Origin of the sequence: Achromobacter xylosoxidans, assembly GCF_014490035.1 — a bacterium.
Taxonomy (GTDB): domain Bacteria; phylum Pseudomonadota; class Gammaproteobacteria; order Burkholderiales; family Burkholderiaceae_B; genus Achromobacter; species Achromobacter bronchisepticus_A.
Window position 1 is genome coordinate 693,599 of sequence record NZ_CP061008.1, and the last position, 13,656, is coordinate 707,254.

At 63.9% G+C, this 13,656-nt stretch carries 10 protein-coding genes and 1 tRNA gene; 3 read left to right on the forward strand and 8 right to left on the reverse strand.

All coding sequences use genetic code 11. The annotated features are described in order from the left end of the window. Positions 1-40: 40 nt before the first annotated feature. The 5 genes from IAG39_RS03230 to IAG39_RS03250 all read right to left on the reverse strand — a co-directional run bounded on the left by IAG39_RS03230 (position 41) and on the right by IAG39_RS03250 (position 5,181). The gene (locus tag IAG39_RS03230; protein ID WP_118931484.1) at positions 41-274 is read right to left on the reverse strand and encodes an antitoxin VbhA family protein; all 234 of its coding nucleotides are present in this window, start codon (positions 272-274) and stop codon (positions 41-43) included. A 541-nt stretch (positions 275-815) separates the two neighbouring features. After that, the gene (locus IAG39_RS03235) at positions 816-3,005 is read right to left on the reverse strand and encodes a DNA/RNA helicase domain-containing protein (protein WP_118931485.1); all 2,190 of its coding nucleotides are present in this window, start codon (positions 3,003-3,005) and stop codon (positions 816-818) included. Beyond that, a complete protein-coding gene (locus IAG39_RS03240; protein ID WP_118931486.1) occupies positions 3,002-3,322 on the reverse strand; it encodes a nucleotide pyrophosphohydrolase in 321 nt (106 codons plus the stop codon). Before IAG39_RS03240 ends, IAG39_RS03235 begins: the two co-directional genes overlap by 4 nt. 216 nt (positions 3,323-3,538) lie before the next feature. After that, positions 3,539-3,623, reverse strand: a tRNA-Leu gene (locus tag IAG39_RS03245). A 169-nt stretch (positions 3,624-3,792) separates the two neighbouring features. Next, a complete protein-coding gene (locus IAG39_RS03250; RefSeq protein WP_059373933.1) occupies positions 3,793-5,181 on the reverse strand; it encodes a uracil-xanthine permease family protein in 1,389 nt (462 codons plus the stop codon). Positions 5,182-5,362: 181 nt separating this feature from the next. Between IAG39_RS03250 and IAG39_RS03255 the strand changes: the two genes are divergently transcribed. The 3 genes from IAG39_RS03255 to IAG39_RS03265 all read left to right on the forward strand — a co-directional run bounded on the left by IAG39_RS03255 (position 5,363) and on the right by IAG39_RS03265 (position 9,220). After that, positions 5,363-6,766, forward strand: a complete 1,404-nt coding sequence (locus IAG39_RS03255) for a DKNYY domain-containing protein (protein ID WP_118931487.1) — start codon at positions 5,363-5,365, stop codon at positions 6,764-6,766. A gap of 173 nt (positions 6,767-6,939) precedes the next feature. Then, positions 6,940-8,838: a molecular chaperone HtpG gene (htpG, locus tag IAG39_RS03260; protein WP_118931488.1), complete on the forward strand. Its 1,899-nt coding sequence runs from the start codon at positions 6,940-6,942 to the stop codon at positions 8,836-8,838. A 112-nt stretch (positions 8,839-8,950) separates the two neighbouring features. After that, positions 8,951-9,220 (forward strand): helix-turn-helix domain-containing protein, encoded by a 270-nt coding sequence (locus IAG39_RS03265; protein ID WP_059373930.1) that lies wholly within the window; start codon positions 8,951-8,953, stop codon positions 9,218-9,220. Positions 9,221-9,320: 100 nt separating this feature from the next. Here the strand turns inward: IAG39_RS03265 and IAG39_RS03270 are convergent, their stop codons facing one another. The 3 genes from IAG39_RS03270 to IAG39_RS03280 are packed head-to-tail and all read right to left on the reverse strand — an operon-like array spanning position 9,321 to position 13,654. Continuing rightward, complete coding sequence (locus IAG39_RS03270; protein ID WP_118931489.1) at positions 9,321-11,459, reverse strand: acetate--CoA ligase family protein; 2,139 nt, start codon at positions 11,457-11,459, stop codon at positions 9,321-9,323. A 17-nt stretch (positions 11,460-11,476) separates the two neighbouring features. Next, positions 11,477-12,472, reverse strand: a complete 996-nt coding sequence (locus IAG39_RS03275) for an acryloyl-CoA reductase (protein ID WP_118931490.1) — start codon at positions 12,470-12,472, stop codon at positions 11,477-11,479. Between the two features lie 18 nt (positions 12,473-12,490). Next, entirely contained in the window at positions 12,491-13,654 is a 1,164-nt protein-coding gene (locus IAG39_RS03280; RefSeq protein ID WP_118931491.1) for an acyl-CoA dehydrogenase family protein, read from the reverse strand. Positions 13,655-13,656 lie beyond the last annotated feature (2 nt).

The window sequence follows — 13,656 nt, forward strand, 5'->3', positions numbered from 1 at the left end:
ATCCTATCCTGCATTAGTCCCCAAATCCTAAATTTCTTCGTCATGACGAAGATTTTGGGAGGGCTAATGCATCGGTGCGCGGCTGCACAAACTCTTGCAAGCTGATCTGACCATCGATGAAAAGCTGGGTGTGCGCCTCATCTGCCTCACTGAGCGAGTAACCTTCTAGACCGACGGAGGCCCGCGCGTAGTTAACAGCAGATTGGCGTCGACAGCGTTCGGTATCTGAAATGATTTTGTGATGCTGTAGCCCGCATTTACCTTCGCCAGCCATGGTGTCTCCTTGCTGTAGGTAACTCTATTTTACAAGAGGTACGGGTATTTGGGTTTAGGTACGCGCAGCCTCAGAGGTGGTGCGCTGAAATTGTCTTGTTTTACCTACTATGAGCTGCAATATCGGCTGCGTACTAGCCGTAGTTTCCAAAGAGGCTTTGCCTCTCTGTCGCTTCAATGATCTGGCTATCCGTAAATCTCGACTTCTTCATGCGGTAGAACTCCTCAACGAGAAAATCCTACTTCTGACCTCATCGCTTTTGCGGGGGGATTACCTCTGGACGCGGTACAGCCTGTCGGCCGGGGGGGGGGCACGGCGGAGCTGTCGGGCCTGCCTCTGTTGCTAGTCCGGTAAGGGCGGACGCGGAATGCAGCCGAGGGGATTGCCCGCGCGAATCGAAATGGCCGAACGAACCGTGGAGCGTTTCGCCAATCGGGCAAAAAAAAGCCTCGCGAAGGGCGAGGCTAGTTAATCGGAATGCTGATGTCACCGGGCCCGATGTCTGCCCATCTATTGGGGCGGCATTTGCGTGCGGACCGCGCTAACCGATCACACCCAAAAACTCGCCTACCACCCGATAGCGATGTTCGTCGTCTTCCCGGCTGAGCTCAATCGGCCTCAGCGTTGGATTGGTGGACCGCGGTTTCAATAGGATCTGTTGATTCTCCGCGCCGTCTTCGGAGCGTACCTTGAAGCTCTGATATTCCTTCACCGTGTATCGCGAACCGGCGTCGCCGTCCTGCGTATCGGCGCATTCCACCAGAACGATTTTTCCATTCCGGGTGCCGCCCGGGTTCAAGCGAAACAGGCAAATGGCGCCATCGGGGATGACCGTGTTCATGGATTCGCCGACCACATGGCAAGCAAAAATATTCTCTCCTACCGGCATGCCTTCGGGGACCGCCACCCAGTTTTCATGTTCGACGCACTGAAGCGCGCTGAAACCACCTGCCGCCGCTCGCAGGTCATAGAGCGGGACTGCGTTGGCGTAAGGTTCCAAGGGGGGGCTAGGCGCGGGGAACGCGATGACGTTGGATTTGTAGCTTTCCACATGCAGCTTCAGATATCGTCTCAAACTGTCGTCGCATGCATAGAGAAACGTACCGCGTATGCCACGCAGCATGATGGTCCGGTAGATATTCAGTATGTACTGCTTGAGTTTATTCGGGTCTTCAATGGTCTGCTTTCCGTTCCGGTCATGATAGTTGTTCCGGTCAATGATGATCTGGTTCAGTTTTTCATCATAGCGAATTTCGTGGCCGAAGATGACGCCGGTGTAGTTCAGGTCATAGCCTTGGGTGGTATGAATGCAGCCCACCTCGTCCGCGGCGTCTTTCGCGTTGATCCAATCCGCCGTCGTGCTGTTCCACCGTAGTCGCAGGCCACCGATTTCGATGTCGTGCAATTTCGGGGACTTCTTGGAAACCCAGGGCCAGGAGTAACCCGCTACCAGTCGCGCTAGGCCGTAGCTGGAGTTTCTTTGCTCTATCTCCTTTACCATGTCGGAGAGGTCGTCAAAAATCAGAAACTCGTACCTACTAGAACTGAATTTCTCGTTAACTGGAAGCCGCATATGCAGTAGATCGTCGACAAACCGCACGTAGTGCCGCCCAGCTCGGACGCGGAACTGCGACGCCAGAGTTATGACCGTACTGTTCTGCGAAGACTTGATCGCCTGGAAGTCGGATGCGTCGGCATCGGATGGTTTGATGCTCTGGTCCGGGTCGTAGAAGAAGACAGCTTTATTCGACTGGAGCGTGACCCAGTTCACTTCGCTGCACGCGTTCTTGTCCAACCCCAGAGCTGTACATGCCGTGTCGAAGCTTCCGATATAGGCTCCCAGGTTGACGCGCTTGCGCAGTCGGTGTGACTCATCGACCAAGACGATGTCGTAGCGCCGTTTCGTCAGCTCGGATGGGCTGATGACCATATCGGAACGTAGGCCCGCAACGTTCTTGAACGCCTTCTTTAGCGTGCTCCTGAACGAACTCATAGGTACTACCAGAGCCATGCGCGGGTATGGGAGTGATTGCTTGATTTGCCGCAGCAGTTCCCGAACTTCCTTCTCTTCTTCGGAAAACTCGCGCAGATCGAGCTCTTCGAGGTCGGAATGAATGAGCTTGAAAAGGAAAATAGCTAATACCGATTTTCCAGTTCCGGCGCCTCCTTGGACCACGATATGTTTCAACCCGGGGTCGACCAGCGACCGCATTATCTCGATCAGACCCTGTTTTTGATCAGCAGAAAGAGATTTGTACGGCGAGTATTTGAAAACATCGGAATTGTCGATGGCCTCGATTGACCTTTGGGCGATTCCGTGCCGGCGCAGTCTGGCCCAGATCTCGCGAAAAATCCTGGAATAGAGTTCGTCCCTTTGGTAATAGTTGTGATCGCTCAGGCCGAGGTTTCCGTTCAACATGCTGAAACGGCCGTCGGCTGACATGTACTTTATGAGGGAAGACTCTATATCGAGAGTCGCTGACTTGTTGAAGCGCTCACTGCTGACGAGGTGTACCGTTGTCAATGATTTTTTCTGAGGGTGTTTGAGATGCGTACCCAGGCGAGTCAGCGTGTCCGTCGTCTCGCCGACATATGCGAAACGTGTCGTGCCATCGCTGAGAATATAAACAAGCGGCCAATTATTCGCCGCGTATGCGTTGGTCTCGATTTCGGTCAGCGTTTCTGCGGAGAATCGGTAACGGTTAACTTCGACGAGATGCGGCTGGGTCATAGCTCGTTGTATTTTTTTGCGGTTCCCTTTGCCTTATGGACCGGGTACTTTCGTTCATTCCTTTCGATTTTCTCCAGGACGATCTTCTTTAAATCGAAGTTATACGCATCTGACAGCAGTAGCGCATAAGCCAAGACATCGGCAAGCTCCTCTTTCACCTTTTCGCGATCGGCGGCTTCCGGAGGCTTCCATAGGAAAACCTCCAGCAGTTCGCTGGCCTCAATGCTGAGTGCCAATGCAAGATCTTTAGGGTTGTGGAACTGTTGCCAGTTTCGCTCGTCGCGGAACTGGCGCAACCGCTGAATGACTTCTTCCATTTCTTGTCTTTGCGGGCGTGAGAGCGTTGGAATGCATGATAGACCGCTTAGCGTTCTGTCGCACCCTGGGTGTGTTTATGTCGGAATGCCCCGTGCCGCGGCTACCCCTTTGCTTGGGCACGGCGTCGGTATATCGATTCGAGAAATTTCCCCGGGTGGAGGGGGATAAGGCAAGGAACCGCACGCGATGCTTGTAAACAACGGCGGTCTTAGAGATGGTGCCCGGGGCCGGAATCGAACCGGCACGCCTTGCGGCGGGGGATTTTGAGTCCCCTGCGTCTACCAATTTCACCACCCGGGCTAGGAGGTCGCGGACACGTCCAGATGACGGTCGCGGGAGAAGCGAAGACGGCGATTATATGCGGTCTGGGAAAAATTGTCAGGCGGCCCTGGATCCAGCCATCTGACAGGGGCCAGTCCGTCCGCACACAGGGGCAGGTAGGGACTGGCTTTCCGAGGAATCCGCTGCCTTACTTTTTCTCAGGCAGGAACCAGTTCATCACCAGCGCGCAGATGCCGCCAGTAGCCACGCCCGACTCCAGCACGCTCTTCACGGCATGGGGCAGGTGCGACAGGATTTCCGGCACTTGCGACACGCCCAGGCCCAGCGCCAGGGACACGGCGATGATCAGCAGGGCGCGGCGGTCCAGGTGGATGCCGGCCAGGATGTTGATGCCGGACGCGGCGACCGCGCCGAACATGACCATGGCGGCGCCGCCCAGGACGGGCTCGGGCACGGCCTGCAGGATGCCGGCCACGGCCGGGAACAGGCCCAGCAGGATCAGCATGCCGGCGATCCACACGCCGACGTGGCGGCTGGCGATGCCGGTCAACTGGATCACGCCGTTGTTCTGCGCGAAGACCGAGCTGGGGAAGGTGTTGAAGACGCCGGCCAGGAGCGAATTCGCGCCGTTGACCAGGACGCCGCCCTTGATGCGTTGCATCCACAGCGGGCCTTCGACGGGCTGCTTGGAGACCTTGCTGGTGGCGGTGACGTCGCCGATGGCTTCCAGGGACGTGACCAGGTAGATGATCAGCATGGGCACGAACAGCGCCCACGAGAAGCCCAGGCCGAAGTGCAGCGGCGTGGGGATCTGGAACAGGGCGGCTTCGCGGGCGCCGGTGAAGTCCAGGCGGCCCATGTAGGCGGCGGCGATGTAGCCGACGGCCAGCGCCAGCACCAGGGCGGTGCTGCGCACCCACACGACTGGCACGCGGTTCAGCAGGATGATGGTGCCCAGGACCAGGCCCGACAGGGTCAGGTTCTCGGCGCTGGCGAAGGTGCCGTTGCCCATGGCGCTATAGCCGCCGCCCATGCTGATGAGGCCGACCTTGATCAGGGTCAGGCCGATGAGCAGCACGACGATGCCGGTGACCAGCGGCGTGATCAGGCGCTTGACGAAGGGCAGGATGCGGCTGATGCCCATTTCGACGAAGGAGCCGGCGATGACGACGCCGAAGATCGCGGCCATGACGGCTTCGACCGGGGTGCCTTGCTTGACCATGACCGAGCCGCCCGCGATCAGCGGGCCGACGAAGTTGAAGCTGGTGCCCTGCACGATCAGCAGGCCGGCGCCCAGGGGGCCGAAACGCTTGCACTGGACGTAGGTGGCAATGCCGGAGATGACCAGCGACATGGACACGATCAGGGTGGTGTCGCGGGAGCTCACGCCCAGGGCCTGGCAGATCAGCAGGCCGGGGGTGACGATGGGAACCAGGATGGCCAGCAGGTGCTGCAGGGCGGCGACGAAGGCCACGGGAGGCGCGGGGCGGTCGTCGGGGCCGTAGACCAGGTCAGGGCTGGGGTCGGCGTCGGATGAGCCGTGGGGGGCGGGTTGGGTCAGGGAGGCGGGTTGCATGGCGGATGGGCCGGCCAGGGATGGGTAGGGGGGAAAGTGCGGGATTTTAGCGGGGAAGGCCTCGCGCCGTCCGGGGACGGACCGGGAGGGGGCGCAGATGCGCCGCAGACCCGGGCCGGGATTGCGGCCGCTGGTTAGAATCCCTGGTCGCCAATCAACGGCAGGTCAGCCCCGCCACTCCATGCAAAAACGCGCCAAATGGGCCGTGATCTCGCTGGTCCTGATCATCGCCGCGCTGCCGATGTTCCTGTTGTTCTGGTTGATGGACGGCGACGACTTCGCGGCCGTCGACCGTGGACAGTCCTACGGCAACAGCATCTATAAGAACTATCAGGGCGGCGTTTACGCCGCCGTCCCCAGCAACGGCTACTACCGCATGGACGACGCCGATCCAGCCAGTTTCGCGGTTTTCGATACCGGGGCTTTCGACGGCAGGCAGGCGGCCAGGGACCAGCGCCACGTGTATTGCGGCAATCAGGTCTTGCCGGACATGAAGCCCGCGTCCGCGCGCTACCTGGGCAACAGCTATTTCAGCGATGGCGCGGTCACGGTTTTCTGTTCGATGCACAGCGTGCGCAACGAAAAGCTGGGCATGCTGGACGAGTTCTGGCAGAAGATCCAGTACCAGGCGGACGCCGGCCCCAAGCCGCAGACCTACCTGTATCCGTTCGTTGTCCTGCCGGCCAGCGCGCGGCCCTACCGGCCGCTGCTGGACCGCGAGCTGGCCACCGACGATGTGCGCGTGTACTACCGGGGCCGCGAAATGCCGCAGGCGGCGCCGGCTTCGTTGCGCCGCCTGCCGGCGGGCCGGGACGGGGACGTGCGTTCCAGCGACGATTTCTTCGCCGACGGCCGCCGCGTCTATTTCCACGAGCAGTTGCTGCCGCTGTCGGATGATCCCGCGCTGTATACCTTCATGGTGGGCGACCTGTACCACCAGCCCTATCTACAAGATCCGCGCGACGGCATGGTGTACGTGGGCGCGCAGCCCTTCGACGCGGCGCATGCGCCGTATCGCCTGCTGAACGAGCACGGCCGGCATGTGTACCAGGCGCTGTTCCGCAGCAAGAACGGCATTTTTTTCTACAACACGCAGACGCGGCAGGTGGAACGGGCGGGGGACGACCCCTTCGCCTCGGGATCCTTCACCGAGCTGTCGCCATACGTGTACACGGACGGCAAACAGACGTTGTTCCTGCAGGCGCAGGAAGTTTGGGCTCGCAACTCGCGGGGCGGGGGCGGCGGGCTGGTGTCCCGTTCCACGCTGGTCAATCAGCTGACGGATGCGCCGGCTGGGGAATGGATCAAGCGCGGCGTGGTTTATCACAACTTCGGCACGGTCTGGCAGAAGGGCGAGAAACTCTATTACCTCGACGAGCTTGGACCCTCGCAGCTGATTTCCCACTCGATCTATCAGATCATGGACCGCGACGCGGCGGATTTCCTGCTGCGCTCGCAAGAAACTCGGCAGATCACGACTGCCGACATCCGCAAGCTGGTCCGGGCCGGCAAGCTGGCGGTGCCGCAGTATGAAACCGTGCTGGAAGCCAGGACACGTTATCGGAAGGTGTTCTCCATTTTCTGAGGCGCCGCCGCCACTCCCCAAAATGGGAGGTTGGGGCCGGCCGGGGTTTTCCTGCCCGCCCTTGAAAATGCGCCATTGGCCCCCACATCAGTAGGGTTTCCCGGCGGCCGCGCGGGCCAGAAGTCCCGGCAGCCAATAACCGTCCCTAATTTTTTACCTAGCCACGTAGAACTATGAGCCAAACCGCCACGCCTTCCACGTCCGAAACCCTGGGGTTCCAGGCAGAGGTGAAGCAGCTGCTGCACCTGATGATCCATTCGCTGTACAGCAACAAGGAAATCTTCCTGCGTGAGCTGGTGTCGAACGCATCGGACGCCTGCGACAAGCTGCGCTTCGAGGCCATCGACCGGCCCGAGCTGCTGGAAGGCAATGGCGAATTGGCCATCACGGTCAGCTACGACAAGGCTGCCCGCACCATTACCATCTCCGACAACGGCATCGGCCTGTCGCGCGAAGAAGCGGTGGCCAACCTGGGTACGATCGCGCGCTCCGGCACGCGGGAATTCTTCTCGCAGCTGACCGGCGACAAGCAGAAGGACGCGCAGCTGATCGGCCAGTTCGGCGTGGGCTTCTATTCCTCGTTCATCGTGGCCGACAAGGTCACGGTGGTCAGCCGCCGCGCCGGCGCCACGGACGCGATCCAGTGGGAATCCGACGGCCAGGGCGAATTCACCATCGCCGCGGCCGAGAAGGCCGCGCGCGGCACGGACGTCACGCTGCACCTGCGCGCCGACGAAGACGAATTGCTCAACGGCTGGAAGCTGCGCGAGATCCTGCGCCGCTACTCGGACCACATCTCCCTGCCCATCCGCATGGCCAAGGAAGAGTGGGACCAGAAAAAGGGCGAGCAGATCAAGACCGAAGAACTGGAAACGGTGAACCAGGCCAATGCGCTGTGGGCCCGCAGCAAGTCGGACGTGACTGAAGATCAGTACCGCGAGTTCTACAAGACGGTGTCGCACGACTACGACGACCCGCTGGCCTGGACCCACAACCGCGTCGAAGGCCGCAGCGAATACACGCAGCTGCTGTACGTGCCCAAGCACGCGCCCATGGACCTGTGGGACCGCGACGGCCGCCGCGGCGTGAAGCTGTACGTCAAGCGCGTCTTCATCATGGACGACGCCGATCAGCTGCTGCCTTCGTACCTGCGCTTTGTGCGCGGCGTGATCGATTCGGCCGACCTGCCGCTGAACGTGTCGCGTGAGATCCTGCAGGAAAGCCGCGACGTGCGCGCCATCCGCGAGGGTTCGGCCAAGCGCATCCTGTCGCTGCTGGAAGACATGGCGGAGAACAAGCCGGAAGACTACGCCACGTTCTGGTCCGAGTTTGGCCAGGTGCTGAAGGAAGGCGCGGGCGAAGACCACGCCAACCTGGAGCGCATCGCCAAGCTGATGCGCTTTGCCTCGACCCACACGGGCGACCAGGCCCAGACCGTGTCGTTCGCCGACTACGTGTCGCGCATGAAGGAAGGCCAGGACAAGATCTACTACGTCACGGCGGATACCTTCGCCGCGGCCAGCAACAGCCCGCATCTGGAAATCTTCCGCAAGAAGGGCATCGAAGTCCTGCTGCTGTCGGATCGCGTGGACGAATGGATGTTGTCCTATCTGCGTGAATTCGACGGCAAGTCGCTGGTGTCGGTGGCCAAGGGCGGCCTGGACCTGGCCGAGCTGGCCGACGAGGAAGAAAAGAAGCACCAGGCCGAAGTGGCCGAGGACTTCAAGCCGCTGGTCGAGCGCCTGCAGAAGACGCTGGAAGACCAGGTCAAGGAAGTGCGCGTGACGCTGCGCCTGGTGGACTCGCCGGCTTGCGTGGTGGTGGGCCAGAACGAACTCAGCCCGCATCTGCTGCGCATGCTCAAGGCCGCCGGCCAGGAAGCGCCCAACGTCAAGCCGGTGCTGGAAATCAACCCCGAGCACCCGCTGCTGGCCCGCATCCGCGCCGCCGAAGACGGCGAGTTCGACCAGTGGGCGCGTTTGCTGCTGGATCAGGCGCTGCTGGCCGAAGGCGCGCAGATCGCCGACCCGGCCGCGTTCGTGAAGCGCTTGAATGCGTTGCTGCTGAAGTAAGCAGCGCATCCGTTGGAAGAAGGAAAGGCGCCTCTGGCGCCTTTTTTTCGTCTGGAAGACGCTTCACAAGCAGTGGCTTAAAAATCACCGATCGGTAATTTAGGGGGTGGGCATGGCCTCGAACGATGTTCCTGCCGCGCTCGCAGGCGGGGCCGGCGTAACGATTCGCACATCGACCGAATTGGGCGAATTGGTGAAGGCCGTCCGGCGCTCGCAGGGCTTGCTGCAAGCGGATCTGGCTGGTCTGTCCGGCACCGGCAACCGCTATGTGGTGGATCTGGAGCGCGGGAAGCCCACGCTGCAATTGCAGAAGGTGCTGGACATGCTGGATCTGCTGGGCCTGGAAGTGCAGGTAGCGCCCAAGCGCCCGAGTCTGCCATGACCGTCGCCGATGCGCTGGACATCTATCACGCGGACCGCAAGGTCGGCCGCTTGTTCGACGAGCGGCCGTTGCGCTTCGTAGCCGTCCGCGGCCCCATCGCCTAGACCGTCTGCGCGGCCCCCTCGCCGCGTATCACTACAGCATCCAGCGCCACCACCCCCTTACCCTCAGGTAAAGCCAGTAAGGGATTGATCTCCACCGAACTGAAGTCCGCGCGCCGCGCGTGGGCGAAGCGGGATAGCGCCGCCAGCGCGTCGGCCAGCGCGTCGACGTCGCAAGGAGGCGCGCCACGCGCGCCTTGCAGCAGCGCGTAGCCCTTGATCTCGCGGATCATCGCCAGGGCTTCGTCGCGCCCGAAGGGGGCCAGGCGGAAGCTCACATCCTTGAGCACTTCGACGAAGACGCCGCCCAACCCGAACATGACGACCGGGCCGAACACCGGGTCGCAATGCACGCCGGCTATGCATTCCACGCCCTTGGGCGCCATGGGCGCGACGAGCACGCCGTCGATGCGGGCGTCGGGCCGGTGCTGGCGCACGGCGGCCATGATGTCGGCATAGGCCTGCCGCACGGCGGCTTCACCGCGGATGTTGAGCTTCACGCCGCCTACGTCGCTCTTGTGCGTGATGTCGGGCGATACCACCTTGAGCACGACGGGAGCGGCGTCGCCGTTCGTAGCAGCCAGCTCGGCGACGGCGCACACTGCCGCGTCCACGTCGGCGGCCAGCGTGCAGGGCGAGGCCGGCAAGCCGGCCTGGCGCAGCAGCGCCATGGCCTGGACTTCGTTGTAGGCGTCCAGCAATGGCGGTGTGTGCGCCGCGGGCATCGTGGGAGCATCGTCAACAACGTCGCTACCCGTATGAGCAGCCAGCCCGGCCACCGCGCCTATCGTGCGGATGGCGGCGCTGGGATCAGTGAACACCAGGCAGCCCAGCTGTTCCAGCTCGCGGCGGCGCGCGGGCGGAAACAGCGCGCTGATGGCCAACGGCACGTCCGGATGGCGGGCCTGCATCTGCCTTGCGAAAGCCTCGAAGGTAGGCCACAAGGCTTCGGAGGATCCAGCAGCGGCCAGGAAGACGGCCAGCGCGTCGTAGCGTCCATCGGCCAGCATGTCGTCGGCGGTGGCCAGCAGCAGCCCGGGTTCGGACACGGCCTGGCCGGTGACGTCGACGGGATTGCGGCCGCTGGCGAAGGGCACGCGCTCCAGCAGGCGGGCTTGAGCTTCGGCGGCGGGTTCGGGCAGCGCCAGGCCGGTGTCCTCGGCTTCGTCGGCCATCAGCGCGCCCACGCCGCCGGAGATGGTGAAGATCCCCAGCCGGCGGCCCTGCGGCGGCCGTTTCCAGGTGTCCAGCGCATAGCCCAGGTTGAAGAATTCCTCGATGGTGCGCGCGCGCAGGGCGCCGTATTGGCGGAACAGCGCGTCGTACACGGCGTCGTCGCCGGCCAGCGCTGCCGTATGCGAGGCGGCGGCTTGCGCGCCAGCCTGGGTGCGGCCGATCTTGGTGACGACCACGGGTTTGCCCGCCGCGCGCGCCGCGGCCAGGGCGCGGCGCAGCTTGGCGCCGTCGCGGCAGCCTTCCATGTAGGCCATGATGACGCGGGTATCGGCGTCGCAAGCCAGCCATTCGATGCAATCGGCCACGTCGATGTCGGCCTCGTTGCCGGTGCTGATCCAGTGCGACAGGCCCAGGCCGCGCTCGCGCGCCATGCTGTAGGCATAAGCGCCGAATGCGCCGCTCTGCGACACCATGCCGATGCCGCCTGCGGCGACGATGCCGTTGGCGGGGGCGGGCGAGAACGTCGCGTAGACATTGCGCCGCACGTTCATGAAGCCCAGGCAATTCGGTCCCAGCAGGCGGATGCCGCGCTCGCGCGCGATGGCGCAGAGCCGTTCCTGTTGCGCGGTCCCTTGCGCGCCGGTCTCGGAAAAACCCGAGGTGAACACCACGGCGGCGCCTACCTGGCCGGGCCGGGCGCGTTCCAGCGCCTGCGCGGCATGGGCGGCAGGCACGGCCAGGATGGCCAGGTCCACGTCCGCGTCCAGCGCGTCCAGGCCGGGCAGGGCCGGCAGGCCGGCGATGGCGTCCGCGCGCGGGTTGACGGGAATGATGCGGCCGCCGTAGCCGTGCTGGAGCAGCAACCTGACCGGCATCGCGCCGATCTTGCCGGGCGTGGACGAGGCGCCGACGATGGCGATGCCTTGCGGATTGAAGAGGCGGGACAGGGAGGAGTCAGTCATGATGTGGCGATGAAGAATCAGGAGTAGCGCACGACGCTGCGGCCCGTGCTGCCGCGTTCGAGCATGGCGGCCAGGGCTAGCGGCAGCTCGCGGGGTTCGATGACGCGCGCGATCAGGTCCAGATGCGCGGGGCGATATTCGGCGGCGAGCTTGTTCCATACCTGGCGCCGCAGCGGCATGGGGCTGTTGGCGTTGATGCCCAGCAGCTTGACGCCGCGCAGGATGAAAGGGATGACGGTGGTGGGCAGTTCCGCGCCGCCGGCGTTGCCGAAGGCGGCGGCCACGCCGTCCGGCTTCAGGCTGGCCAACGCGTGGGCCAGTAGCGGGCCGCCCACGGAGTCGACCACGCCCGCCCAGCGCGCGCTCATGAGCGGCTTGATGCCGGCCGACAGGTCGGGCGGAGCGATCACCTCCTGCGCGCCCAACGAGCGCAGATAGTCCGCCGCAGCCGGCTTGCCGGACATGGCGCAGACGCGATAACCGCGCTGGCTCAGGATGTCGATGGCGACGCCGGCAACGCCGCCGGTGGCGCCGGTGACCAGCACCTCGCCTTGTTCCGGCGTTAGTCCGCAATGCTCCATCCAGTGGAGCGAAAGCGCGGCCGTGTAGCCCGCCGCGCCCAGCACGGCGGCGTCGCGCAACCCGATACCTGCGGGCAGCGGCAGCACCCAGTCATGGCGCACCCGCGCATACTCGGCGTAGCCGCCGTCGCAGTCCACGCCGATGCCGAAGCCGTGCACCACGACCTCCTGGCCGGGCGCGAGCGCCGGGTCGGCGGAATGCACCACGGTGCCCGAGAGATCGATGCCGCCGATGCGCGGATACTCGCGGATGATGCCGCCGCGTCCGGCCTGGGCCAGCGCGTCCTTGTAGTTCAGGCCCGCATAGGCCACCTTGATGAGCGTGTCGCCCGCGGACAGCTGGTCCGCGGACAAGGTTTCGTGGCGGCCTTGCGGGGGCTGGCCCGCTGCACCCGCATGTAGGCGGTAGGCCTGGAATTCGAGGTTTTCCATGTTCGTCTCCTTGAGGGCTCAGGCCAGCAGCCGGCGCGCCAGCGTGGCGCGGTGCAGTTCGTTGGCGCCGTCGTAGATGCGGAAGGGGCGCATCTCCTGCCAGACCATGGACACGGGCGTGTCGTCCGACAGGCCCGATGCGCCCATCATCTGCACGGCGCGGTCGGCCACGCGGTTCACCGCCTCGGACACGAAGACCTTGGCCATGGCGCTGTGCTGCTTCACCGACAGGCCCTCGTCCATGCGGGTTGCGCAATCCAGCGTCATGAGGCGGCTGGCGTGCAGGTCGATGTGGGAGTCCGCGACCATGGCCTGGATCTGCTGCAGATCGGCCAGGCGTGAGCCGAAGGATTCGCGCTGCATCACATAGGCCTGCGCCGTCTCCAGCGCGCGACGGGCGCGGCCGATGTAGCGCATGCAATGGGACAGCCGGGCAGGCTCCAGCCGCAGCTGCGCATACTCCAGGCCGCGGCCGGGTTCGCCCAGCACGGCTTCATCGGCGACCTCGCAGTCCTGCAGCAGGATCTCGGCGTGGCCGCCGATCTGGTAGCCCGTCACCATGCCGATGTCGCGCACCACCTGGTAGCCCGGCGTGTCTGCCGGCACCAGGAACAGTGTGGCGCCGGTATCGGTGCGCGCCAGCACCAGCGCGAAATCCGCGCCCACGCCGCCGCTGATGAATTGCTTGTGGCCGTTCAGCACCCAACGCGCGCCGCGCCGCTCGGCGCGGGTGCGCAGCATGGACGGATCGGAACCGGCGCCGGGCGCGGGCTCGGTCATGGCGAAGCAGGCTCGCTGTTCGCCGTGCACCAGCGGCGCGAGGAAGCGTTCCTGCTGGGCGGCGTTGCCCAGGCGCAGCAGCGTCAGCATGTTGGGCTGGTCGGGCGCGGCGCAGTTCAGCGCCGCGGGTCCAAGGAAGCCGCGCCCCGCTTCTTCCAGCACCTGGGCCAGGGCGCGCCAGCCCAGTCCCAGCCCGCCCCATTCCCGCGGCAACTGCGGCGCATACAGGCCGGCCTCGCGAGCCTGTATGCGCAGTTGGGCGACGCAGCGATCCAGCGCGGCCACGTCGCGGGCAATGGCGGGGGACTCGGCGGGTATCGCCACCTCGTCGACGAAGCGGCGCACGCGCGCGCATACCTCTTGCAGGGCGTCGCCGCCGTTGCATTCTTGCTTGGACTGCATGG